The organism is Streptomyces ureilyticus (assembly GCF_011045025.1).
GTDB lineage: Bacteria > Actinomycetota > Actinomycetes > Streptomycetales > Streptomycetaceae > Streptomyces > Streptomyces ureilyticus.
In genome coordinates this window covers 1-22,140 of sequence record NZ_JAAKZX010000164.1, presented here as the reverse complement: position 1 = coordinate 22,140, position 22,140 = coordinate 1, and the positions used below count along the sequence as shown (strand labels likewise).

At 69.8% G+C, this 22,140-nt stretch carries 18 protein-coding genes and 2 pseudogenes; 9 read left to right on the top strand and 11 right to left on the bottom strand.

The features are described from left to right. Positions 1 to 70 precede the first annotated feature (70 nt). Positions 71 to 380: pseudogene (locus tag G6048_RS35330) on the top strand (NERD domain-containing protein); the annotation flags it as partial. Here the strand turns inward: G6048_RS35330 and G6048_RS35325 are convergent. After that, entirely contained in the window at positions 337 to 1,020 is a 684-nt protein-coding gene (locus G6048_RS35325) for an ATP-binding protein (protein WP_235990762.1), read from the bottom strand. The pseudogene G6048_RS35330 and the gene G6048_RS35325 overlap by 44 nt on opposite strands. A gap of 175 nt (positions 1,021 to 1,195) precedes the next feature. Here G6048_RS35325 and G6048_RS35320 point away from each other — a divergent pair, with 175 nt between their 5' ends. Then, entirely contained in the window at positions 1,196 to 2,026 is an 831-nt protein-coding gene (locus tag G6048_RS35320; protein WP_165343676.1) for a helix-turn-helix domain-containing protein, read from the top strand. Between the two features lie 17 nt (positions 2,027 to 2,043). Beyond that, positions 2,044 to 2,226 carry a DUF397 domain-containing protein gene (locus G6048_RS35315; protein ID WP_408056205.1) on the top strand — a complete coding sequence of 61 codons (183 nt, stop codon included), beginning with the start codon at positions 2,044 to 2,046 and terminating at the stop codon, positions 2,224 to 2,226. Positions 2,227 to 2,314: 88 nt separating this feature from the next. Here G6048_RS35315 and G6048_RS35310 read toward each other — a convergent pair whose 3' ends face one another. Both G6048_RS35310 and G6048_RS35305 read right to left on the bottom strand, forming a co-directional pair. Beyond that, a complete protein-coding gene (locus tag G6048_RS35310) occupies positions 2,315 to 2,953 on the bottom strand; it encodes a DUF6879 family protein (RefSeq protein WP_165343674.1) in 639 nt (212 codons plus the stop codon). Continuing rightward, complete coding sequence (locus G6048_RS35305) at positions 2,946 to 3,215, bottom strand: hypothetical protein (protein WP_165343673.1); 270 nt, start codon at positions 3,213 to 3,215, stop codon at positions 2,946 to 2,948. The genes G6048_RS35310 and G6048_RS35305 overlap by 8 nt, the downstream gene beginning before the upstream one ends. A 197-nt stretch (positions 3,216 to 3,412) precedes the next feature. Here G6048_RS35305 and G6048_RS35300 point away from each other — a divergent pair, with 197 nt between their 5' ends. The 3 genes from G6048_RS35300 (at position 3,413) to G6048_RS35290 (ending at position 8,785) form a co-directional block, all read left to right on the top strand. Beyond that, complete coding sequence (locus tag G6048_RS35300; RefSeq protein ID WP_165343672.1) at positions 3,413 to 3,823, top strand: hypothetical protein; 411 nt, start codon at positions 3,413 to 3,415, stop codon at positions 3,821 to 3,823. Beyond that, positions 3,820 to 5,955 carry a tetratricopeptide repeat protein gene (locus G6048_RS35295; RefSeq protein WP_165343671.1) on the top strand — a complete coding sequence of 712 codons (2,136 nt, stop codon included), beginning with the start codon at positions 3,820 to 3,822 and terminating at the stop codon, positions 5,953 to 5,955. The genes G6048_RS35300 and G6048_RS35295 overlap by 4 nt, the downstream gene beginning before the upstream one ends. Before the next feature lie 304 nt (positions 5,956 to 6,259). Beyond that, positions 6,260 to 8,785: an NB-ARC domain-containing protein gene (locus G6048_RS35290; protein ID WP_328827915.1), complete on the top strand. Its 2,526-nt coding sequence runs from the start codon at positions 6,260 to 6,262 to the stop codon at positions 8,783 to 8,785. Between the two features lie 53 nt (positions 8,786 to 8,838). On the opposite strand, the gene G6048_RS35285 is transcribed toward G6048_RS35290, so the two are convergent. The 5 genes and pseudogenes from G6048_RS35285 to pgm all read right to left on the bottom strand — a co-directional run bounded on the left by G6048_RS35285 (position 8,839) and on the right by pgm (position 15,118). After that, complete coding sequence (locus G6048_RS35285; protein ID WP_165343670.1) at positions 8,839 to 10,524, bottom strand: hypothetical protein; 1,686 nt, start codon at positions 10,522 to 10,524, stop codon at positions 8,839 to 8,841. Between the two features lie 511 nt (positions 10,525 to 11,035). Further along, positions 11,036 to 12,025, bottom strand: coding sequence for a hypothetical protein (locus G6048_RS35280; RefSeq protein ID WP_165343669.1), 990 nt, complete (start codon positions 12,023 to 12,025; stop codon positions 11,036 to 11,038). Then, positions 12,022 to 12,534, bottom strand: a pseudogene (locus tag G6048_RS35275) (DUF6932 family protein); the annotation flags it as partial. The gene G6048_RS35280 and the pseudogene G6048_RS35275, both read right to left, overlap by 4 nt. 45 nt (positions 12,535 to 12,579) lie before the next feature. Then, a complete protein-coding gene (locus tag G6048_RS35270; RefSeq protein WP_165343667.1) occupies positions 12,580 to 13,128 on the bottom strand; it encodes a pyridoxamine 5'-phosphate oxidase family protein in 549 nt (182 codons plus the stop codon). 349 nt (positions 13,129 to 13,477) lie between these two features. Beyond that, entirely contained in the window at positions 13,478 to 15,118 is a 1,641-nt protein-coding gene (pgm, locus tag G6048_RS35265) for a phosphoglucomutase (alpha-D-glucose-1,6-bisphosphate-dependent) (RefSeq protein ID WP_165343666.1), read from the bottom strand. Positions 15,119 to 15,425: 307 nt separating this feature from the next. On the opposite strand from pgm, the gene G6048_RS35260 reads away from it, so the two are divergent. Continuing rightward, a complete protein-coding gene (locus G6048_RS35260) occupies positions 15,426 to 16,781 on the top strand; it encodes an FAD-dependent oxidoreductase (RefSeq protein WP_165343677.1) in 1,356 nt (451 codons plus the stop codon). A 38-nt stretch (positions 16,782 to 16,819) separates the two neighbouring features. Here the strand turns inward: G6048_RS35260 and G6048_RS35255 are convergent, their stop codons facing one another. The 3 genes from G6048_RS35255 to G6048_RS50285 form a co-directional block, all read right to left on the bottom strand. Then, a complete protein-coding gene (locus G6048_RS35255; RefSeq protein WP_235990760.1) occupies positions 16,820 to 17,227 on the bottom strand; it encodes a hypothetical protein in 408 nt (135 codons plus the stop codon). 148 nt (positions 17,228 to 17,375) lie between these two features. Next, positions 17,376 to 18,821 carry an ATP-binding protein gene (locus G6048_RS35250; protein ID WP_165343665.1) on the bottom strand — a complete coding sequence of 482 codons (1,446 nt, stop codon included), beginning with the start codon at positions 18,819 to 18,821 and terminating at the stop codon, positions 17,376 to 17,378. A 35-nt stretch (positions 18,822 to 18,856) separates the two neighbouring features. Further along, positions 18,857 to 20,074, bottom strand: coding sequence for a hypothetical protein (locus tag G6048_RS50285; protein WP_235990758.1), 1,218 nt, complete (start codon positions 20,072 to 20,074; stop codon positions 18,857 to 18,859). Positions 20,075 to 20,413: 339 nt separating this feature from the next. On the opposite strand from G6048_RS50285, the gene G6048_RS35240 reads away from it, so the two are divergent. Both G6048_RS35240 and G6048_RS35235 read left to right on the top strand, forming a co-directional pair. Beyond that, positions 20,414 to 21,901 carry a family 43 glycosylhydrolase gene (locus tag G6048_RS35240; RefSeq protein ID WP_165343664.1) on the top strand — a complete coding sequence of 496 codons (1,488 nt, stop codon included), beginning with the start codon at positions 20,414 to 20,416 and terminating at the stop codon, positions 21,899 to 21,901. A gap of 57 nt (positions 21,902 to 21,958) precedes the next feature. Then, positions 21,959 to 22,111, top strand: a complete 153-nt coding sequence (locus G6048_RS35235) for a hypothetical protein (protein ID WP_165343663.1) — start codon at positions 21,959 to 21,961, stop codon at positions 22,109 to 22,111. Positions 22,112 to 22,140 lie beyond the last annotated feature (29 nt).

Sequence of the window (22,140 nt, the reverse complement as noted above, 5' to 3'; positions counted from 1 at the left end):
TCTCGGACCAGTGGGGCTTGGGCAGCAGCCCGGGCAGGGGCTGTAGAAGGCTCCCGAGGAGCCGGAGCCGCTGGGGAGTGGCTCGGGAAGCCAGAAGCTGCCGGACTCCGACCCCTGGCGTGCCTGGTCGAACTTCACCTTCACCGCGAACACCGGTCACGTCCGCGAGGTGGACCTGCTGGTCGTGCCCCCCGGCGGCGTCTGCATGATCGAGCTGAAGGACTGGCACGGCTCAGTCACTTCCGAGAACGGCACCTGGGTGCAGACCACGCCCGGCGACCGCCGCCGTACGCACGGCAACTCGCAAGCGGGTCTGGGTCGCCGAGGCGGTCTGCTTCACGGACAACAGCCTCCGCGTACGCCTGCCAGCCCACGACCAGGTACAAGGTCGGTCCGTACGAGCTGGAGCGCACGACGACCTCCGTAACTGGCGTCCCCAGGCCGCAACCCGAGGGCGTCGAGTCGCCGTGAAGAAGTAGCCGGAAACGGCTCGGTGTTGTGCCCGTACGCCGGTGCCGAGTCGGCCGGACGAGGGGCCGCCGGGTGGGTGTGCGAGCGGTCTCCGGTCGGTACGCGCAGCTCCGACCAGACCGTCTTGCCGGGAGCGGACAAGCGAGGCGTGACACCCCAGTCGTCCGCGAGGGCGGCGACGAGGTGGAGGCCGCGGCCGGACTCGGATGACGAGTCAGGGATCGGGGGAGTGGACGGGGGCTGCTTCTCGGCGCGGGTGTCGGTCACCTCGATGCGGAAGGTGCCCTCAGCCAGGGTGAGTTGGAGGTGGAAGTCCCGGCCGGGGACGTGGCCGTGGCGTACGGCGTTGGCGCTGAGTTCGGCCGTGATGAGGGTGAGCGTCTCGTTGACCGGGGTCGAGTACGGGTGGCCCCAGTCGTTCAGGCGGTGCGAGACGAGTCGGCGGGCGAGGCGGGCACCACGCGGGGTTGAGGTGAAGCGCATGGTGAACTCGCGTTCGGGTGCGGGGTGTTGTGGCATATGTCCGCTGGGGGGAGTTGCTGACTTCATGGGGTCAACGGTCGCGGACTCTGCGTAGCGTTGAACAGGCGCGATGCGCTGACGGGTGCGGGCTGTACACGTGGGCGGTGCGCTTGTACGTGGTGGTGGCGTGACCGGTTCACGGGCCGTGCGTTGGGCGGGCGGAGTGCGGTGACTGTGATGGTCGTACGAGAGGAGCTGCGGCGTGGACGACGAGGTTCAGCAGCCGGAGTACGAGTTCGGGGCGGGCATTCTCCATGTGTTCGGGCGGCAGTTGAAGCTGTTCCGGGAGCGGGCGGGGATGGACCGCGCGAAGCTCGGGTCGCTGACCGGGTACTCGGCCTCGACGATCGCGTCGTTCGAGCAGGGGAGACGTATTCCGCCGCCGAAGTTCATCGACCGGGTCGATGAAGTGCTGGACGCGGGTGGGGTGTTGAGCGCGAGCAAGGAGGAGGTGGCTCGGGCTCAGTATCCGGCGTTCTTCCGGGATGCGGCCAGGTTGGAGGCGAAGGCGGTAGCCCTGCATGTATACGCGACCAAGGCGGTACCAGGGCTCTTGCAGACGGAAGACTACGCGCGAGCGGTGTTCTCCATGTGGCGTCCGCTGCTGGACGAGGAGACCATCAACGAGCGGGTTGCGGCTCGCCTGGCACGCCAAGAGATCTTCTCCCGGGCCCCGTTGCCCACCCTCAGTTTTGTCATCGAGGAGTTCCTTCTGCGGCGACCGCTCGGTGGACGGGCCGTGATGCAAGGCCAGTTGGAGCAGCTTCTGTTGCACGGGCACCGGCGCAACGTGGAAATCCAGGTGATGCCGATCGAGCGGGAGGAGCATGCTGGGTTGGAAGGCCCCTTCACCTTGATCGAGACGCATGAAGGGCAGAGGATCGCCTACGTGGAGGCGTACAAGGACAGCCGTCTCCACACGGAGCGGAGGCAGGTACGGGAGCTCGAGGAGCAGTACGGCATCCTTCGGGCCCAGGCGCTCACTCCGCGCGAGTCGCTGGCCCTCATCGAGAAGTTGCTTGGAGAGAGATGAACGCCCAACCGCTCACAATGCCGGTACCTGAGTCGGCCTGGTACAAGAGCAGTTACAGCACGGGCTCGGGCGGCGAATGCGTCGAGGTCGCCGCCCGCTCCGGCACGGTTCACGTCCGCGACTCGAAGGACACGACCCGTGCAGCCCTGGCCGTAGAACCCACGGCGTGGACCGCGTTCGTCGAGTTCGCGGCACGCTGACAGCCGCACGGCCCTCGGCAGGCGGTGCTTGCCGAGGGCCATGCGCATGTCCGCCTCCGCAGCACCTTCAGCAGTCCTCGCGCCTTGCTCACCGCGAACCGCGACAACCCGTAGGAGTACCGGACATCCGGGGCGGGTCCAGGGTGACGATCTCCCGGTCGAAGAAATCGCGGAATCCCTCACCGCGCTGATAAAGCGCATCGAATCCGGCGTTCGTTTCCCGGATCAGTGAGCGGTCGGTGTAACGCTTGGCTCCGGCCGCGTTTCCGTCCTCGTCGTAAACGACCTCGTACATGACCGCATCGCCGAGAATCACTACTTCTGGAACCGGGCGACTGTGCTCGATGTTCGAAATATCGGCAGCGTCGATAACCTTGATGTCGTCGCCCAGGTCCACGCGTACGCGCAGGACGAACAACTCCCACTGGACATACGGCGTGACCGGGAATTCCACGACGCGGAGGCGACGGTGCCTGACGCCCAGTCGTGACGCCTGGCGCAGCTCTTGGGTGTAGTCCTCGCGCCTCTCGTCGGCCAGGGACAGCGCCCTCTCCCAGTCGCCGTCGGCGAAGGCCTCCCAGCTCGGGAAGCCGCGCTCCTTGAAGTGCTGGCCGCGCTCGAGCTTGTTGAGGAAGCCGATCCCGCTGGTGTAGACCCGGCCCAAGTCCGCGTGGTACGCCGGGCGTTCCAGGCGTTCGGAGGCGCCGCCGGGGAAGGAGTCAAACACTGGGGATGTCCGGCTTCGCCGCGATGAGCATGTTCCTGGGGATGACCACGAGGCGTTCGTCCGACCCGATCGAGACTCCGTCGGGCAGGTTCTTGCCGAGCGACTGGGTGAGGTCCCGGCCGATGACGGCGATGTCGCCGTTGGTGAGTTCCCAGATGTCCGGGCAGTCAGGAGTTCCGGTTGTGGTGCCGAGTTCCTGGGGTGATTTTCCGATTCGCTGTTTGAAACTCGTGCCGGGATCGGCTTCCCATGGCCTGGCCATATCCGTCGCCCCCTCGATCGGTCTGGATGCTTCACTGTAGCGTGCAACTTGCCTGCCTGGCCATGTGTCAGATCCGGCCTGCGGGGGTAATGGCCAGGTTTGATTGCTCCTTTTCCCGTAAAAAGATCAGGTCAATGCGCGCCAGGCGGCAATTTTTATCTGTGGTGTCAGCAAATCGGGTGAACGGAGGGGTGGCTGTGGACCCAGAAGTGACCTTGCTCGCACAGAGCGCGGGGACCACCTTGGTCGCGTTGATGGCGACCGATGCCTGGCACCATGTGCGTGACGGGGTCACACAGCTCTGGCGCCGGACGCAACCCGAGCGCGCCGAGACCGTGGCCGCCGAGTTGGAGGCCAGTCGTGCGGACGGGGTGGCCGCCGTGGCGGCGGACGACCAGGAGACCCTGGACGAACTGCGCCTGCAATGGCAGGGGTTGGTGCGGCGGCTGCTCGTAGCCCGGCCCGCCGCCGTCGAGGAACTGCGCGCGCTGCTGGACCAACTCGATCCCGATGGCTCGGCCGCCCGGCAGATCAGCCAGCACGCCACCGCGTCCGGTCAGGCCCGGGTCTACCAGGCAGGACGTGACCAGCACATCGCAGAGCGATGACGGGCGGGACGGACGGCCACGCCGAGGACCACGGACGCGTCTACCAGTCGCGGGGCGACCAGCACATCAGCGAGCACCACCACTACGGCGGTGACGGGCCGGAGCACGGCGGACCGGACTCGGTGCGACGCCCGGCGGTCGGCCGGCCCCCCGTCGCGCTCCGCGACCGCAGCGAGGTGATGGAACGCCTGCGGGCGAGCGTCAAGGCGGAGTACGGCGGCCAGGTCTACGTGCTCTACGGCATGGGCGGCTCGGGCAAGACGGCCGTCGCCTGCGCCCTCTTCCAGGAGGTCACCGCAGAACAGGGCCGGGTGGGCCTGTGGGTCAACGCCTCCGACCGTGCGAGCCTGCGCGCCGGCATGCTCGCCGTCGCCGCCGACCGAGGGGCGGGCGACGGCGAACTGCTCGCCGCCCGCAACGGCCTCAGACCCGCCGCCGATCTCGTCTGGACGTATCTCGACCGTTCCGCCGAACCCTGGTTACTGGTCCTGGACAACACCGACGAGCCGGAGATCCTGCGGGACGGCAATTGGCTGCGCACCAGCCCGCGCGGCACCGTCCTGGTGACCACACGGCGCGCGGCGGCCCGGTGGTGGCCGGGCGCCGAGCTGCAGTACATCGGCGTCCTGCCCCGAGAGGACGCGGCGCTCGTACTGCGCGATCTCGCCCCGCACAGCGGTACCACGGAGCAGGCGGCGCGGGTCGCGGACCGGCTCGGGCGGCTGCCACTCGCCCTCACCCTGGCGGGTGGCTTCCTCTCCCACCAGGTCATCGACCCCTGGACGATGGACACTTACGGTGACCAGCTCGACGGAGACGAACGGGTCCAGCTGATCGACCGGGGAGCCGACGCGCTGTCCGAAGCGGACCCCCGGCATCTGGTCGGCCTGACCTGGCAGTTGACCCTCGACGCGTTCGAAGCGCGCGGGCTGCCCGAAGCGGCGGCCCTGCTCAGGCTGCTGGCCCGGTTCGCCGCCGAACCGCTGCCGCTGACTCTGCTCAACCACGCCGACATCAGCGCCGTACTGCCTCGTGCCCGAACCGAGACAGCCCTCAGAGCCCTCCTCGACCAGTCGCTGTCCGAACTGGTCGACGCCGCCGGCGCGAGCTGCGTACAAAGTCACGGCATCCTGCTCGACAGCGTCTCGGCGGCGACCCCCGCGGACCTGGTGCCCGCCCTCGACACGACAGCCGTCCGGCTGCTCGACGCGGCCGTGCCCGGCGTACCCGACGCGGGTCCGCACGATCCGCGACTGCGCCTGCTGGTACCTCACGCGCTGGCGCTGCTGAGTCACATCGGCGGGCCGTCCGCCGCCGACGCCCTGGCCGTCGCGACGCGCCTGTCGGTCGCCCTGCACCGGACCGGTGACTACCTCTCAGCCTGGGAGACCGCCCGAAGCGCGGCGGATCTCGCACAGCGACTCCTCGGCGCGGACCACCGTACGGTCCTCGCCGCCCGCTCCAGGGCTGGGCGGGCACTGTTCCGGCTGGGCAGATACGCCGAAGCCGAAGCGGCGCTCCGCGCGGTCCGTGACGCCCAGGAGCGCCTGTTCGGCGCCGACGACCCCGACACCACGGACAGCGGCTATGGACTCCAGCTCGTGCTGGCGAACCTCGGCAGACGCGAGGAATCCGTCGCGCTGCTCCGCGACACCGTAGCCGGGCGGCGCTCGGCGCTGGGCCCCACGCATCCGCTGACCCTGCGGGCCCGGGCCAGCCTGCTGGAGATGCTGCCCGCCGCCGAAGTGGTCGCCGAGGAAGGCGGCACACTGCTCACGCTGCCGTCGGAATGCGATCGGTTCCTCGGCCCCGACCACACCGTGACACTGGGCGCCCGGCACAACCGAGCGTGGGCGCTGTACCTCCTGGGCCGCTTCGACGAGGCCGACCGTGAGATCCGGCGGGTCGCCGAGACGTATGTGCGGCGTTTCGGGCCCGAGTACCCGATGGTGCTCGCCGCCCGGCAGCTCCTCTCCCGGACCCGGGCCGCGCTCGGACACGTGGAGGAGGGGATCGCGCTGATGACCGACGTCGTCGAGCGGCGGGAACGCGGCCTGGGCCCCGAACACCCCTTCACGGTCGCGAGCCGGCAACTGCTGGACGGCTACCGGTCGGGGGGATGGCGGCCGTAGTGCTTCCGGTGGGATGGGAGCGGTCCGCACGGACGGTGCGCGAGGGTATACGGCACGGGGTCGATGGGAGTACGGGTCCGGACGGGTGGGGTTACGCTCGCCTACTGCTCCGTCACCACTGCAACCTGCCCACACCGCGCAGGTACCGCACCGCCCAGCCGCCGAATCGCTCGCGGTCTACGCGACCACCGTCGGGTTCGCCTGCAGTTGCGGGTACGTTGCGAGCCTGACTGTCCAAGCGTCCAAGATCTCAATACGGTTGGTGCCGGATGATCCGCGGTGCTGGATGGTCGAAGGGGGCTGTGTGGAGGCCGAGTTGCAGGGGCTTGCCATGGCGGGGGCGACGGCGTTGGTCGGGCTGATCGTTTCCGAGGGGTTTGAGCGGGCGAAGAGCGGACTGGCCCGGCTGTTCGGGCGGGGAGCCTCGGGTGAGGCCGCTGAGGAGGAACTGCAAGCGGCGCACGAGGACTTGACCAGGGCGCGGGCGGTGGGTGACGTCGGGGCTCAGTCGGATGTCCAGGCCCGCCTGCAGCATCGGCTGGAAGGTGTGTTCCGGGAGGATCCGGATGCGGCCGGGGAACTGGCGCGGCTGTTGTCCGAGTTGGCGCCGGACGCCTCACATGCCTTCGTCAACCTGGTCAGTGGCGGGGTGAACCTCGCTCCGGTCTTCCAGAGTTCGCCCATTTCCGGAGACATCCATTTCCACGTTCCGTCGGCGCCGTCGTCCGCCACGGGCGATCGGGTCAGACCTGATCAAGTGCCCGTCGTGACCGGGACGTTCAGCAATCGGACGGTCCAGCTCGGGGACTTGGAAGCGTGGCTCGGCATGCTGGCGGGAGACTCCGGATCCGTGGGTGTCCGTGTGCTGTCCGGGCTGCCGGGAGTCGGCAAGTCGGCCCTGGCCTGGCGGTGTGCGGAAAGGGTCAAGGGGCTGTTTCCGGATGGGCAGTTGTACGTGGATTTCGCGACCCTGCGTGACCTGGTCACCCCGATGACCGGTCCCGGCGGGGATGTCTCCGAGGCGCTGGCCATGTGTCTGAGGGGCCTGAGGGGCCTGTCGGGAGGCGACTTCGGCATTCCGGACTCGCTCCTCGACCGGGCCAACCTGTTCCGGTCGCGCACGGCCGGCTTGCGTATCCTCCTCGTCCTCGACGACGTGAACCAGGCCGCACAGGTGCGCGCGCTGATTCCCAAGGGCGCCGGCAGTGCCGTACTGGCCACGAGTCAGGGCACCATCGGTGAACTCGCTCTCGATGGAGGTACCCGGTTCGTTCCCGTCAAGCCGCTGGACGTACACGGCGGGCTGGAACTGCTCAAGGACCGGTGCGGTGCGGAGGCGGTCGAGGCCGAACCGGAGGCCGCGGAGCGCCTGGTGCGGCTGTGCGACGGGTTGCCCGTGGCTTTACAGGTCGCGGCGGCGCGGCTGGTCGGCGACAGCCTGAGCATGGCGGAGCTGGCCGCCGAACTCGACGACGAAACCGGCCGGCTGGCCGGACTCGCACTGGACGGTGAGGAGTCCTCGGTGTCCGCTGTTCTGGGTCCCTCCTACCGGCTGCTGCCGCCCGACGCGGCCCGGCTCTACCGGCTGCTCGGATGGCTGCCGTTCGGCCTCTTCGACGCCGGCGTGGCCGCGGTCGCCGCCGGCACCGATCCGGGGAGCGCGAAGCGCCTGCTGGGAGTGCTGGCGAAGGCCGGCCTGGTGGAGAAGGCGCACGACAAGCGGTACCGCATGCACGATCTCGTCCGTCTGCATGCCCGGGAGCGTGCGGCCGAGGAGGAACCGCAGACCGAGCAGTCAGCCCTGACCCAGCGCGTGGGCACGCACTATCTCGTCCTGACCGCATTCGCCGACCGGGCGCTCAGGAGGGAGCGCCTGCGGATCGCCGACCTCGAGGATCTGCTGCGGGACGCTGCCGACCCCTTCGCCGCAGCCGACGGGCCACCGCCGCTGGAGTGGCTGGACGCCGAGCGCTCCGCCATCCTCGCGGTACTGCGTGACGCCGTACGGCACGAGCTGCACACCCTGGCCTGGCGACTGGCCGAGTCGTTCTCGGTGCTGTTCCTGTACCACCGCTACCTGCGGGCATGGACGGAAACGCTGGAGCTGGGCATCGAGGCGGCGGAGGCGGCCGTGGCGGCGGCGGACACAGCGGGGGAGATGGAGGAGGCCACGGCGGGCGGTGCGCGGCTGCGCAGCCTGCTGTCGCGCCCGCTCATCGACCTGGGCCAGAACAATCGCGCGGGAGAGCAACTGCAGCGGGCCGTCGAACTCGCCGAGGCAACCGATCGCCTCGACCTGCGGGCCTCCGTTCAGGAATTCCTCGGCCGATACCTCGAGATCGTCGACCCGTCCGAAGCGGCCGGGGCGTACCGGCGCTCCCTCCAACTCAACGAACAGGCCGGGGAAACCCGCGGCGTCGCCCTCGCCACCTTTTTCCTCGGACGTGCGCTGGACGCCCGCGGTGATCACGCGGAGGCGATGGCCCTGCTGCGTCGGGCGCAGCGGGACCTGGAGAACCGTGAGGAGCCGGACCTGCGGATGGCGGCCCGGGTGAAGGCCGCCATCGGCGTCGTACACGGTCATCTCGGCGACACCGGGCAGGCGATCCACGACCTGCGTGAGGCGATCCGGGAACTGGCCGGGGTGGCGGACGGGATGCAGTACGAGGCGCAGGCCCGGGTGCGGCTGGCCGGTCTCGCCGAGCAGGCGGGCGGTCAGGAGGAGCTGGTGCGCGAGTGCCTGAGCCGGGCGGCCGGCATCAATGATGCGCTCGGCAATCAGCGCCTGGCGGAGGAACTGCGGCGGCGGTTGACCGATCTCGACCGCTGAGCCCGGGTTGGTTCCGGTGTGGGCGCGCAGCGGCTATCCGCTCGGAGCAACGGCTATCCGCTCGGCAGCGCGGGACGAAGACGCAGGACGACGTCCTCGTCCCGCAAGTCGCCGATCCGCAGCGTTACTTGGGCACCGTCCAGGGCGAGTCCCGCTCGCAGGCAGGCGTAGACGACCGCAGCCGGGAGGCCCGCATCCGAAGCCGGTCCCGTGACCGCCGCCTCCACGACCCGTCCGTCCCGGAGCCCGACCAGGCAGCTGCCCCCGCGCACCGCCGACGACGCGAGAAGGCTTCCGGGGAGCCGGGTGAGGGTGTCCCCGATCCAGGCCAGTGCCTCGACCGACGTGGGCGCCGGATCGCGTCGTACGAGTGCCGAGGCGCTCTCGGTCAGCCGGAGGTCGCGTTCGTCGTCGGCGCAGGACAGATGGGTGAAGCAGGTGGCGGATTCCGGACGGTTCTCGCCGTACGCGGTCACGGTCGCCGGAATACGGCGCACGGTGATGGTCGGCACCGCGCTGTTCCCGGTGACGTCGGTGGTCACCTGCCACGAGGCGACCGAGGCCGCGGGCGGATCCGGCACGGGCAGTACCAGGGGAGCCGGGGGAGGGGAGGACCGCTCCGGGAGTTTCAGCAGGTGGTAGACGGCCGTACGGAGCCGGGCGAGGGCGTGTCCCGGCTCGGCGAAGGCCCGTGCGGCGACGGAGGCGTACCGGTCGGGCGTGTGCTCGCGTACGACGTCCTCCACCTGCTGTCGCAGGTTCCCGCGTGGATCGAGTCGCGGTGCGACGGACGCCAGGTGGTGGACGGCAGTCTCCGGCACCGCGTCACCGCCGAACGCCGCCAGCAGCAGCGGAACGCCCGCGGACGCTCCGTACAGCGTGACGGAGCCATGATCGCCCACGAGGACGTCCGCGGCGACGAGCGCGGGCCGCCAGGCGTGGACGATCGGCATCAGCAGCAGGCCCGCGTCCAGGGCAGCGGCCTGAAGGGTACGGATCTGCCAGGCGCCGTGGGCCGACCACACATTGGGGTGGATGATCGCGCCGACCCGGTACTCGTCGCAGGGAAGTTGCGCGAGGAGACGCGGGAGCAGGTCCGGATCGGTCCCCAGAAGGGATGTGGGCCCCCAGGTGGAACTGACCATGACCAGACGCTGATGGTCCGCGACGCCCAGCGCCTCCCTGTAGGCCTTCCTACGCGCCCGACTGGCGACCAGCTCGTCGAGGCACGGGTCGCCGACCAGCAGCGTGCGTCCGGCCGCCTTCGGGTGGGTGGCGAGCAGTTGCTCCTCCTGCGCCGGATGCGAGACGGCGAGCCAAGCCCGGCCGCTCTCCAGCAGGGAGTCCGGCACGACCCCGGAAAGCCTGTCGCGCGCACTCCGCGAATCCGGTACGAGCTTTTGGAAGCCGACGCCGTGGGGCAGCACCAGCACCGGGCAGTCGCCCTCCGGCACGTCGATGTTCTCGCTGGCGGAGAGGATGAGGTCCGGGGCGATGTCCCCCAGCTGCGCCCAGGGCATGACCCGGCACCCGGCATCGTGGAGGAGGCCGAGGACGCCCTCGTTGAACGCGGACGTGGGGTCGTAGGCGAAGACGACGGTCACACGGTCGTCGCCGCGCAGGAGCGAGGGCAGCACTTCGAGGACGCGCACGGTCGAGGTGACCGTACGGGCGGCGACGACGAGTATGCGTTCGCCCTGGAAGGTGCTCCAGCGGTGGGCGTCAGACCCCACGGGCACGCGAAGCGGCCGGCTACCGAACAAGGCGGCCGCCTCTAACAAACCCGAGCCTCCAGTCGGCCAGCGGCCAGCGGCTCGCGGCTCGCGGCTCGCGGCTCGCGGCTCGCGGCTCGCGGCTCGCGGCTCGCGGCTCGCGGCTCGCGGCTCGCGGCTCGCGGCTCGCGGCTCGCGGCTCGCGGCTCGCGGCTCGCGGCTCGCGGCGACGGTGCTTTTATCGCGTTTCAAGCCGGTTGGCAATCTTTCGAGAGGGACGTGGCGGGTGGACGGGCGTGTGAACTCGTACACGGTAACGAACCATGCCGACCGCAACGTAGGCATCGGTCACGGGGGCGGCGGGGTACACGTCGGTGATCGACGCCGATCCTGCGGAGATGGACCGCTGTCTCCGGGATGGTGCGGAGGCCACCGGTTCGGGGGAGCTCGAGTGCTGAGACACCGGGCTGCACCAACAGCTGCGCCATAGCGGCGTACGACGCCGTACCAGTCGGCGTCGGTTCACCGCGGGCGACCTTCAGCCCTCGGTCAGGCTGAGGCGTAGCACCACGTAGCTGTGATGTTCGCGTCCATGCGGTGAGCGGACCGTCGACACAAGGACCTCGGCGGTGATGTGACGGTTCGCGTAGGCGCTCAGCAGGCTGGTGACTTCGTGATTCACGCGGGCCGTGATCACTCCCTGGTCGGCAGTCTCGATCTCCACGGTCCCCCGCAGTGTGCTGCCGCCGACGAGCCTGCCCGTCAGCTGCTCTTCGTGTTCCTCGGGCTGGACGGCCCGCAACGCGTCACGGCACTGCTGGGCGCTCCTCGCCTCCAGGCGAGATGCGCGTACCCCGCTGTAAGGAGAACTCCAAGTCAAGTTGATGTCGGCGCCGGAGTCCGCCAGGACGTCAGTCAGTTCGGCTAGGCGACCGAAGACGCGGCTGCCCAAGGGGAGGGCCGTGGCGATCACCGCGTCGACGGCTCCCGGGCCCGCACCCGCCCGGTCGGTGAGATCGAGAACAGTCCCCATCGCGCGGTCCAGCAGGGACTCGGCCGAGGCCACCTCCGGCAGGGGCAGCGCGCTCTCGTCTACGGGTGCTTCCTCCAGAACCATGCCGTAGGAGGACGGGAAGGACGCCGTCGCGTAGAGGCGCGTCGCCTTTCGGACCGCATTCGGGATCGGGCCGTACTCGTGCGTCGGACGGCTTTCGTCGAGGGCGTGGGCGATGGTCGACACGGTGTCCTGGAAGGAGAGTAGCCACCGTCCCAGCACGTACGACTCCACGCTGTGCTCCTTGACAGGAGATCCGGTCAGCGCCAGCCGGAGCCGGCGCCGCTCACGACCTGGTTCGGCGTCACCCGTTCCCAGGCCCACGGCCTTCTGGAGCTTGCGCAGCTGGGCCTGGGTCAGCTCGTCCGCCGACCGCAGTGGGGCGTGGCCGGGTACCTTGCTTCGATTGGCCCGCAGCCAGGCCCTCATGGCTTCCTTGTCCGAGGGGTCGGGCAGGCTCTGCGGTGTGTTCACAGCAGCACCTCCACATATCCTCGCCGGGCTCCGTCAGGGATGCCGTTCGCTCCGCTCCGGCAGCGCTGCCAGATCTCGTCCCAGACCCCGAGGCCCTCGAAGACCTTGTGGTCGTCCGGTGCCATGGCTCCGGTCAATCCGAGGGCGTGGAAGTCGGTCGTCTCCGGCAGGCGCAGCACATATGCGTCCACCCGCATGCCATGGCGCACACACCAGTCCTTCGTACCCAGATTGTCAAGGTCGTCAACGGTGTCCGGGTCCTCGGTCGCCTGGGCGTACGCGTCCGACGGGATGAGATAGGTGACGTCGACGTCCTCAGGGTCCAGCTTCCCGCTGACGAAGCTTCCGGCGAGCCAGAGTCGGCCTACCGCGGCGGTTGCGACCTCCACCAGGGCGAAGTGGATCCGTAACTCCTGCAGGAGTGCGTGACGGGTGGAGGAAGCCGAGAAGTGCTCCGCGCTCACGAGTTCTGCCTCCACCTCGTCCCAGGTCAGCGGAAACCTGCCCGGAGGAGGGCGCCCGCTCGACCCGCGAAGTGCGGCGCTGGAAGTGGGCTAGAAGGTGTAGCGGGTGTGGCTGAACACCTGGCCGTCGTGGCCGAAGCTGTATCCCGTGCCGGGGGCTACCGCGAACAGCAGGTCGTTGCCCTTGCGGATGGTGTCGCCGAAGCCGTAGAAGATCCCCTCCGGCGAGGTGATGTGGTCCCCGTACTGCTCTTCGAACGCGGCGATGACCTCCTCCTGCCGGGCCGGATCCGTCACCCGCTCCGCCGTGCCCTCGATCACGAGGTCGAGGCCTTCGGAGGAGAGCGAGTTGTGCCCTGTGGTGAGGGCGCAGTGGGCGTTGCCGGCCAGATTCTTCGCCTTCTGCTCGTCCGGCCCGGTGCTGAAGTGCAGCGCCCCGTCGTGCCAGGCGGCGATCAGCGGCGTGACGTGCAGTCGGCCGTCCGGCCGGACCGTGGTGATCCAGAAGACCTCGGCGGCCCGCAGCCGGCGTTGGGCCTCGGCCCAGTCGGTGGCGGTGACGTTCTCCGCGCCCGGGCGCGGGTTGAGCGCGGAGCTGTAGCGGGCGTCGAGCTCGGTCGTGGGCTGCTTCGGCGTCATGGGGAACTCCCTTCCCTCGTCTTGTGACGACGCTACGCAGCCCGGCCCGGCGGCGCCCAGTCGTCGACGGCACCGGGCGCCGTCGTCCACGGCACCGCCACCGACCCGCCGTACCGCTCGACCTGCCTGCCTGGTGTCACCTGACCGGCCCCCACTACCTCGGGCCGCCTCTGGAACCTGCCGGGCGGTGTACGCGCTGCGGCTCGCCGCCGATGCGCACCCCCAGCCCCGACGCGCCAGGGTCGCCCGCCGCGCAGGCGGCTGCGGCCTGGCGTTTGGCGGCGGCGAGGGTGCACACCCCGGTCAGCGCCGTCGCCGCAGATACGCCGCCACCGCGCTCCCGCCCGCGTCAGCTCCCCAATGCCGCCAGCACCACGGCCCTCGCCTCCTCCTGGACCCGACGCAGATGGTCCGGTCCGAGGAACGACTCCCCGTAGATCTTGTAGACGTCCTCGGTGCCCGAAGGGCGGGCCGCGAACCAGGCGTTGGCCGTGGCGACCTTGATGCCGCCGAGGGCGGCGCCGTTGCCGGGGGCCTCGGTGAGGACCGTGGTGACCGGGTCGCCGGCGAGGGTGTCGGCCGTGACCTGTTGCGGGGACAGCTTCGCCAGCAGCGCCTTCTCCTCGCGGGTGGCCGGGGCGTCGACGCGCGCGTAGGCGGGGGCGCCGAAGCGGTCGGTGAGCTGGGCGTAGTGCTGCGACGGCGTCTTGCCCGTGACCGCCGTGATCTCGGAGGCGAGCAGGGCCAGGAGGATGCCGTCCTTGTCGGTGGTCCACACCGAGCCGTCGCGGCGCAGGAAGGACGCGCCCGCCGACTCCTCGCCGCCGAAGCCGAGCGTGCCGTCGGACAGGCCGTCCACGAACCACTTGAAGCCGACCGGCACTTCGACCAGCTGCCGGCCGACGTCCGCCGCGACCCGGTCGATCATGCTGGACGACACCAGGGTCTTGCCGATCCCGGCACCCGCGGGCCACTGCTCGCGGTGGGAGAAGAGGTACGAGATCGCCACGGCCAGGTAGTGGTTGGGGTTCATCAGGCCGCCGTCCGGCGTGACGATGCCGTGCCGGTCGGCGTCGGCGTCGTTGCCGGTGGCGATGTCGAACCGGTCGCGCTGCTCGATGAGCGAGGCCATGGCGTACGGCGAGGAGCAGTCCATACGGATCTTGCCGTCCCAGTCCAGCGTCATGAAGCGCCAGGTGGGGTCGGCGAGCGGGTTGACCACCGTCAGGTCGAGCCCGTGCTGTTCGGCGATCCGGCCCCAGTAGGCGACCGAGGCGCCGCCGAGCGGGTCGGCGCCGATGCGTACGCCGGCTGTCCGGATCGCCTCCAGGTCCAGGACGTTCGGGAGGTCGGCCACGTACGTGCCGAGGAAGTCGTAGCGGCCCGTGCCGGGGGCGGCCAGCGCGCGGGCGTAAGGGATGCGCCGTACGTCCTTCAGGCCGCCGGTGATGATCTCGTTGGCGCGGTCCTGGATCCAGGAGGTCGCCTCGGAACCGGCGGGGCCGCCGCTCGGCGGGTTGTACTTGAAGCCGCCGTCGGCGGGCGGGTTGTGCGAGGGGGTGACCACCACGCCGTCGGCCAGGCCGGACGTGCGGTTACGGTTGTGGGCGAGGATGGCGTGCGAGAGGGCCGGGGTGGGCGTGTAGCCGTCGGTCTGGTCGATGAGGACGGTCACGTCGTTGGCGGCGAACACCTCCAGGGCCGTGATCCGCGAGGGCTCGGACAGGGCGTGGGTGTCGGCGCCGAGGAACAGGGGACCGTCGGTGCCGTGGGCGGCGCGGTACTCGCAGATGGCCTGGCTGGTGGCCGCGATGTGGTCCTCGTTGAACGCCGCCACCAGGGACGAACCGCGGTGCCCCGAGGTGCCGAACGCCACCCGCTGCCCGGGCTCGGCCGGGTCGGGGTGCAGCGCGTAGTACGCCGTGACCAGACGGGCCACATCGATGAGATCCTCGGGCCCGGCGACCTGCCCCGCTCGCGCATCCTGCATTTCCCGCTCCTCCGCCAAGGGTCGACCGTTTCGTACGGTCCTCATTCGGTCCTCATTCTCTCCTGCCCGGCCCGCTCACCGACGTGAGGGAGTGATCCGGCAGTGACTCGGCAGTGACCCGGCGGGTGCGTTCGGGACGCGCAGAACGGCTGGAACAACGGCTGAAACAAGGTCAACTGCCCCTGCAGCGCGGGATAATGGTGCTTTCTCGCGACGCGGCGATCAGGGGAGCGGATCGGTGAGCTCTGCCGGAGAAACGGACCGTTGGGGCGTGGGCGGCGGCCGGGGCGAGCGGCATGCGGTCGTCGTGGGCGGGAGCCTCGCGGGGCTGCTCGCGGCGCATGTCCTCGCCGGGCACGCCGACCGGGTGACCGTCGTCGAGCGCGACCGGTTCCCGGACGGCACCGGGCCGCGGCCGGGCGTACCGCAGGGCCGGCATCCTCATGTCCTGCTGGAGGGCGGGCAGGTGGCCCTGGAGTCGTTGCTGCCGGGCTTCCTGGCGGAGCTGCGGGCGGCGGGGGCGCCGCGGGTGGGCATGCCGTCGGACATGGTGATGTGGCAGACCGGGCGCTGGTTGCGGCGGCTGTCGGCGTCGACGTACATCTACACCGGTTCCCGCGCGCAGCTCGAGGAGCAGGTGCGGCGGTGGGTTCTCGCCAACCCGGTGATCAGCGCGGTGGAGGGGACCGATGTCGTCGGGCTCCTCGGTGACGCCTCGCGTGTGCGGGGCGTGCTGCTGCGGGACCGCTCCGGCGACGCCCGCGGGGAGCCACCCGCCCTCGAGGCCGATCTGGTCGTCGACGCCTCGGGCTGTGGCACGAAAGCCCCGCAGTGGCTGACGTCGATCGGGGCTGAGGCCCCGCACGAGGAGACCATCGACACCGGGCTCGCGTACGCCTCCCGCGTCTACCGAGGCAAGAGCGGCGTCCTCGACGGCGACACCCTCGGCTACTACGTCTACCCCGACCCCACCCAGGTCCACGCCGGAGGCGCGCTGCCGCTGGAGGACGGCAGCCATCTGGTCATCGTCTCGGGACTGCGCGCCGACGAACCGCCCACGGACGACGACGAATTCGAGACGTACGCCAAAAGGCTGCCGCATCCGCTCCTGCACCGGTGGCTGGACGAGGCCGAACCGCTCTCACCGCCGTTCGGCTACCGCCGCACCGCGAACATCCGGCGCCGCTACGACCTGCCCGGCCGCCACCCGGCCGGATTCCTCGCCACCGGCGACGCCCTGTGCACCTTCAACCCGGTCTACGGGCAGGGCATGGCCGTTGCCGCGATGAGCGCGGTCGCCCTGCGCGACGCCCTGGCCGACCCGCGCCGGACGCCCACGACGCGGCGGGTGCAGCGGGCACTCCTCGCGGCTTCCCGGCAGGCCTGGGACATCTCCGCCGGAGCGGACCGCAAGATGCCGGGCGCGCTCGGCAACGCGGCAGCCGCCGGGCCTGCAGACAACGTCGCCGACTGGTACCTCCAGCGCGTCCAGGAGCGCTACCCCGGCGACCCCGTCGTAGGGAACGCCTTCCGCTCCGTAATCACCCTGTCCGCGCCCATCACCGCCCTGTTCGCTCCACCCGTGGCCCGCTCGGTCCTCTTCAGCCCGCCCGCGCCGACGTCCACCGAGCCGCCGACGGCACCGGAGAAACCGGGGGCCTGAGGGAGGTGTCTTAGGGCAGCGGGTTCCACGGGGACTCCTTACACCCCCGCAGCCGCCCCGTGCAGATTCTTCGCTGCCAGCGCGAGCCCCTCCGTCTGGGAGTACGCCGCGTCCTCGTGTTCGATGTTGACTGCCATGTCCGGGTCGATATCGGCCAGGGCGCGCAGGAACTCGGTCCAGTACGGGATGTCGTGGCCGAGGCCGATGGCGACGAACTTCCACGCCGGGTTCTCCGGCCAGGCGTTGCACCAGAAGCCGTAGCCCGTGGGGACCTTGTCGGGGGCGTTCGCGGGCACGCGCGTGAACGACGTGTCCAGTACGCCTCGGATGTCGGCGCCGGGGCACAGCGTCGCGTCCTTCGCTGCGGCGTGGAACACCAGCGGGCCCAGCCACTTGATGGAGGCGACGACCTCCATGCCCTGCCACATCAGGGGGGAGGGGTCCATCTCTGTGCCGATGTTCGTCGCGCCCGTCTCGGGGACGTATGTCGGTTCAAGCCGCCGCGTTACGCGGCGGCCGCCGCCGTCGAGCGCCTGGAGCAGGGTCGCAGCACGGCACGCGCGGTCGAGTTCGTTCCTCGCCTTGGGAGGGCGCTCACGCAGCCGACCCCCAGGCCTCCATCAGCTGCTCAGGCCCGTACGTCGCCGCCAGCCCGTCCACCGTGAACCCGCACCTGGACACCGCGACCAGCGGAGTGTCCTCGTCGGCACCGGGTACGGCCAGGGTGTCCCGGGCCAGCGCGGTCAGGGCGCGACGGTCGAAGGAGCTGCGCTCGTGCCACTTGATGGAGCCGACGAAACCGATCTCGCGCGCGGGCACCCGGTCCGCCCCTACCAGGTCGACCTCTGGATTGTTCGTACGAGGCCACCAGCCGCCCACTTCCCGCACCTGCGGCCATGTGCCGTCGGGGAGCAGCCGGGCCAAGGACTCCCTTACGACGGGTTCGATCGCCCGCCCGCGCCACGAGGTCCATCCGCGTTCGACCGCCTCGGCCACGATCCGGCTGCGCCCTCGCTCGATCTCAGGGATCCCCTGTTCCAGGAAGGCGAGCCAGAAGCGGAGGTAGGGATCGGCGATGCGGTAGCGGCGGTCGCGGTCTCCCGGCTGGGTGGAGAGAGGGGTGTCGACGGCGACGAGTCGCTTGTCGGCGAGGGTGCGCAGGGCTGGGGTGAGTGAGCCGGGCTGGAGCGGTCGGTCGGCTGCCCCGGCTTTCGCGGCAATCGTCCCGAAGGTTCGCTCACCGCTTCCGATCACGGAGAGCACATGCCTGGCCTGGAGGGCGGTGGGGAACTCGGCGGCCAGTGCCCGCTCGGCGGAGACGAGGAGCGGTGAGGTGGGGTCGTCGAGGGCGCGGGCGAGGAAGTCGGTGCGGCTCTCGCCTTCCTGCCACTCCTGGCAGATGAGCGGCAGGCCGCCGGTGATCAGATGGGCATCGAAGGCCTCCGCGGCCGGGAGCCCGGTCATCGCCATGACCTCGGCGGGGGAGAGGGGTGCCAGAACCATCTCGACCCCTCGCTGGTGGAAGGGACGACCGTAGGCGGAGAACTGCTCCATCATCGCCAGGTCACTGCCGATGAGGATGAGCAGCACGGGCTTCCGGCTCAGCACCCGGTCCCACACGGTCTGCAGGGTGCCCTCCAGAACTGGGTCGCCTTCGAGCATCCAGGGCAGCTCGTCGAGTACGACGATGCTGGGGGCGTCGTCCGGGAGCACGGCGGCGAGCTGACGCAGGGCGGTGTCCCATTCGGCGACGGTGGTGACGCCGGTGAGGAGGGTGGTGTCGGGCAGTGAGGAGTTCCGGACCTCGGTGAGGAAGCGGGCGCGTTCTCGTTGCGCGTCTTCGCCTCGGGTGGCCTGGTGGACGACGTACGGCACCTTGGCGCGCTCACAGAAGAGGTCTACGAGCCGCGACTTTCCGACCCGGCGCCGGCCGCGGAGCAGCAGGGCCCGGCCGCGCTGGTCACCTCGGCCGTCGCGCACCCAGGCGAGGTGGCGCTCCAGAGCGGCCAGTTCGTTCTTGCGGCCTACAAAGCCTGGCATGGGTCACCTTCCGAGGCTGCTCATTCCGAACATACTCAAGTGAACCATAGTATGGAGAATCTGAGTAACGGTTCGATCTCTATAGGTAACAGGTGGGGAGTTGGGGGGCGGGCAGGCCGGCTTCCGGCGTGCTGGATCTCGCCTATGAGGTGAGAGATGCGGCGCATCACCTTGCGGTCGGTGGTCACGTCCGCGGGCAAGGGTGGGGCCCCCCACAGCGGAGGGCCCCACCGGTGTCTGTTCGCCGCGTTGTGCGCGGGTGCTGTGTACGGGGTCAGGGTCTGGCCAAGGTGTGCGCCGCCAGGCGTGCCCAGGCCGTCGCGGCCGTAGTACACCCCCTTCGTGGTGTCGATGCCCGCGCTGCCCGAGTCCAGTTGCAGGATCGTGCCGTCGTACCCGTTCTCGCCCTCGGTGCCGATCGCGAGGTCGGCGCGGCCCCAGCCGGAGAGGTCCTGGAGTACGACCGAGGAGCCGAGCTTGTCGCTGGGTTCGGTCCAGCCGGTGATGCCTGATGTGTCCTGGTGGAGACTCAGCGCACCGCTGCCGGTCAGGCCGGTCGATGTGCCCTTCAGCAGCAGGGTCACGCCCGCGTTCTTCTGGTTGGTGCCGCCTCGGGTGATGTCCTCGTTCGCCAGGTCCCAGTTGGTCCAGTAGTTGGAGACGACGGCGCCGTTGTGGTTCTTGAGGAAGTCCTCGGCGAGCGGCGAGAAGACCTCCAGCATCATCTTCTGGAAGCGGGCCAGGTCGAAGTCGGCGTGGTCGCGGACGAGTTCGGCGGCATTGGCGAACTGGTAGCCGTAGAGGCCGGACGCGAGGAAGCGGTCGGGGGAGCCTTCCACCGAGGTCAGTTTCGCGGACCAGGCGTTGAGGATGGCGACGGCGGTGTCCAGGTGTGCGTCCTCGCCGGTGACATGGCCGCGCAGGGCGTTCTGGTAGGCCGCGTGGATGTCGTTGTAGGGGGTCGCGTAGTTCTGTGGATGGCCCGCGCCCCGGTAGATCGTGGCCTGCGGGTTGGGCTTCCAGTTCGTCTGCGAGTGGCGGTTGGCGGTGAGCTTGGCGAAGCCCGCCGTGTACGGGTTGGCGCCCGCCTTCACCTTGGCCGCCATGCGGTCGAGGTCGGCTCTGGTGTGCAGCAGCCCGGGGTGCGCGAACGTCGTGCCTGCCGCTGACGCGGAGGTCGCGGGGACGGCGGCGCCGATGGCTGCCGCGCCCGCGGCCGTCCCGGCGATCTTCAGCAAGCTCCGGCGGTTCATCTCTGCTATCACGGCTTCGGTCCTCAGGGGTGGGGTGCGTGCCGATGCGCTGGCGTACGGACTGGAGACGCGCGACCCCGCGGGCGATAACAAAAAAGTGACCCTCACATCCCAGAGAGCGGTCTCGCCCCGGGGGAAAGCCGTCACGCCGGGAAAGCCGTCATGCTCCGGAAAACTGATCGAAACCAAACCCGTCGCATCCATTGACGCTCCATCCGCCCCACCTTTACCTTCTGGTCGAAGTTACGCACAGTGTTCGTGATCTCGAACGTGCCCGTACGGCGCGTGCGCCGAGCCCGCTCACCATGCCCAACCCCCCGCCCCCAGAAGGGACTTATCGTGTTCCGCACACGCCACTGGTTCATCCTCGGGGCGGCGCTGCTGGCCCTGTTGGGATCGCTGGTCACCGCTCAGCCGGGGACCGCCGCCGAAGGCCGGCCGTACACGAACCCCGTCAAGACGCAGAAGGGCGCCGACCCCTGGCTGGAGTACTACAACGGCAACTACTACCTGGTGACGACCTCGTTCACCGGTGAGCTGACCATGCGCAAGTCGCCGACTCTCGCCGGGCTGAACACCGCGCCCAGCGTGCAGGTCTGGTCGGACAACAACAGCAGCCGCAACTGGAACATGTGGGCCCCGGAGATCCACTTCTTCAACGGCAAGTGGTACTTGTACTACTCCGCCGGGCCGCGCGGCTCCGCCTGCTGCGACGACCAGCGCACCCATGTGCTGGAGAGCTCCGGCTCCGACCCGATGGGGCCGTACACCCACAAGAACACCTTCACCGGCTCCAACCTGAACCCCAACGGCTGGCTGATCGACGCCAGCGTGCTCAAGCACAACAACAAGCTGTACCTGGTGGGCAGCGGTTCGGCCGGCGGCAGCAAGCAGAGCCTCGTCATCGCGCCGCTCAGCAACCCGTACACGCTCGCCAGCTCCACCTTCACCGTCATCTCCAGCCCGACGCTCAGCTGGGAGACGCAGAGCGGTGAGGTCAACGAAGGCCCCGAGCCGCTCTACCGCAACGGGCGCACCTTCCTCGTCTACTCCGCGAGCGCCTGCTGGGGCCCCGACTACAAGCTCGGCCAGCTGGAGCTGACCGGCTCCGACCCGCTCCTCGCCTCCTCCTGGACGAAGAAGCAGACCCCGGTCTTCCAGCGCAGCGACGCGAACAGTGTGTACGCGCCGGGGCACAACGGGTTCTTCACCTCGCCCGACGGCACGGAGAACTGGATCGTCTACCACGCCAACGACGCGGCGGGCGACGGCTGCGACAACGGCCGTACGACCCGCGCCCAGAAGTTCACCTGGAACGCCGACGGCACCCCGAACTTCGGCACCCCGGCCCGCCTCGGTACGACGATGCCCGGCCCCTCCGGTGAGACGGCCACGACCCCGAACGCCTACACCATCGTCAACCGCAACAGCGGCAAGTGCCTCGACGTCAACGGCGGCAGCGGCGCCGACGGCGCCAACATCTTCCAGTGGACCTGCAACGGCGGGGCCAACCAGAAGTGGCGCATCGAGGACCGTGCCGACGACACCAGCCGCCTCGTCAACGTCGCCACCGGCAAGGTCGCCGACATCGCCGACTGCGGCACGGCCGACGGCGCCGACGTCCGGCAGTGGTCCTGGCTGAACAACGACTGCCAGAAGTTCCGCATGGTCTACCTCGGCGGTGACTACGTGCGGATCGTCAGCGCCGCCACCAACAAGGTCATGGACGTCGCCAACTGCGGCACGGCCAACGGCAATGACGTACGCCAGTGGTCCTGGCTCAACAACAACTGCCAGCAGTGGCGCCTCCAGCCCACCACGGCCTGACCACCGTCCCCACCGCGGCCTGACCACCGTCTGACCTTGCCTGATCAGGAGACCCTCATGAGACGCAGAACCTTCCTCGCCGGAGCGGCCACGGCGATGGCCGCCGGGCCTGCCCGCGTGTTCCACACCGGCCGGCCAATCGGCGGAACCACCCCACCCACCAACACATCACTGACCGAAACACACACCGACGACTCGGTCGGCCCATAGGCGTTGAACATCCGCCGTCCCACCGACCA

Coding starts and splice junctions, on each gene's coding strand:
- G6048_RS35305 (WP_165343673.1), bottom strand. CDS start 3,215: ATGGCCAGGCCATGGGAAGCCGATCCCGGCACGAGTTTCAAACAGCGA.
- G6048_RS35255 (WP_235990760.1), bottom strand. CDS start 17,227: ATGGACCCCTCCCCCCTGATGTGGCAGGGCATGGAGGTCGTCGCCTCC.
- G6048_RS35250 (WP_165343665.1), bottom strand. CDS start 18,821: ATGCCAGGCTTTGTAGGCCGCAAGAACGAACTGGCCGCTCTGGAGCGC.
- pgm (WP_165343666.1), bottom strand. CDS start 15,118: ATGCAGGATGCGCGAGCGGGGCAGGTCGCCGGGCCCGAGGATCTCATC.
- G6048_RS35325 (WP_235990762.1), bottom strand. CDS start 1,020: ATGAAGTCAGCAACTCCCCCCAGCGGACATATGCCACAACACCCCGCA.
- G6048_RS35235 (WP_165343663.1), top strand. CDS start 21,959: ATGAGACGCAGAACCTTCCTCGCCGGAGCGGCCACGGCGATGGCCGCC.
- G6048_RS35295 (WP_165343671.1), top strand. CDS start 3,820: ATGACGGGCGGGACGGACGGCCACGCCGAGGACCACGGACGCGTCTAC.
- G6048_RS35270 (WP_165343667.1), bottom strand. CDS start 13,128: ATGACGCCGAAGCAGCCCACGACCGAGCTCGACGCCCGCTACAGCTCC.
- G6048_RS50285 (WP_235990758.1), bottom strand. CDS start 20,074: ATGAACCGCCGGAGCTTGCTGAAGATCGCCGGGACGGCCGCGGGCGCG.
- G6048_RS35315 (WP_408056205.1), top strand. CDS start 2,044: ATGCCGGTACCTGAGTCGGCCTGGTACAAGAGCAGTTACAGCACGGGC.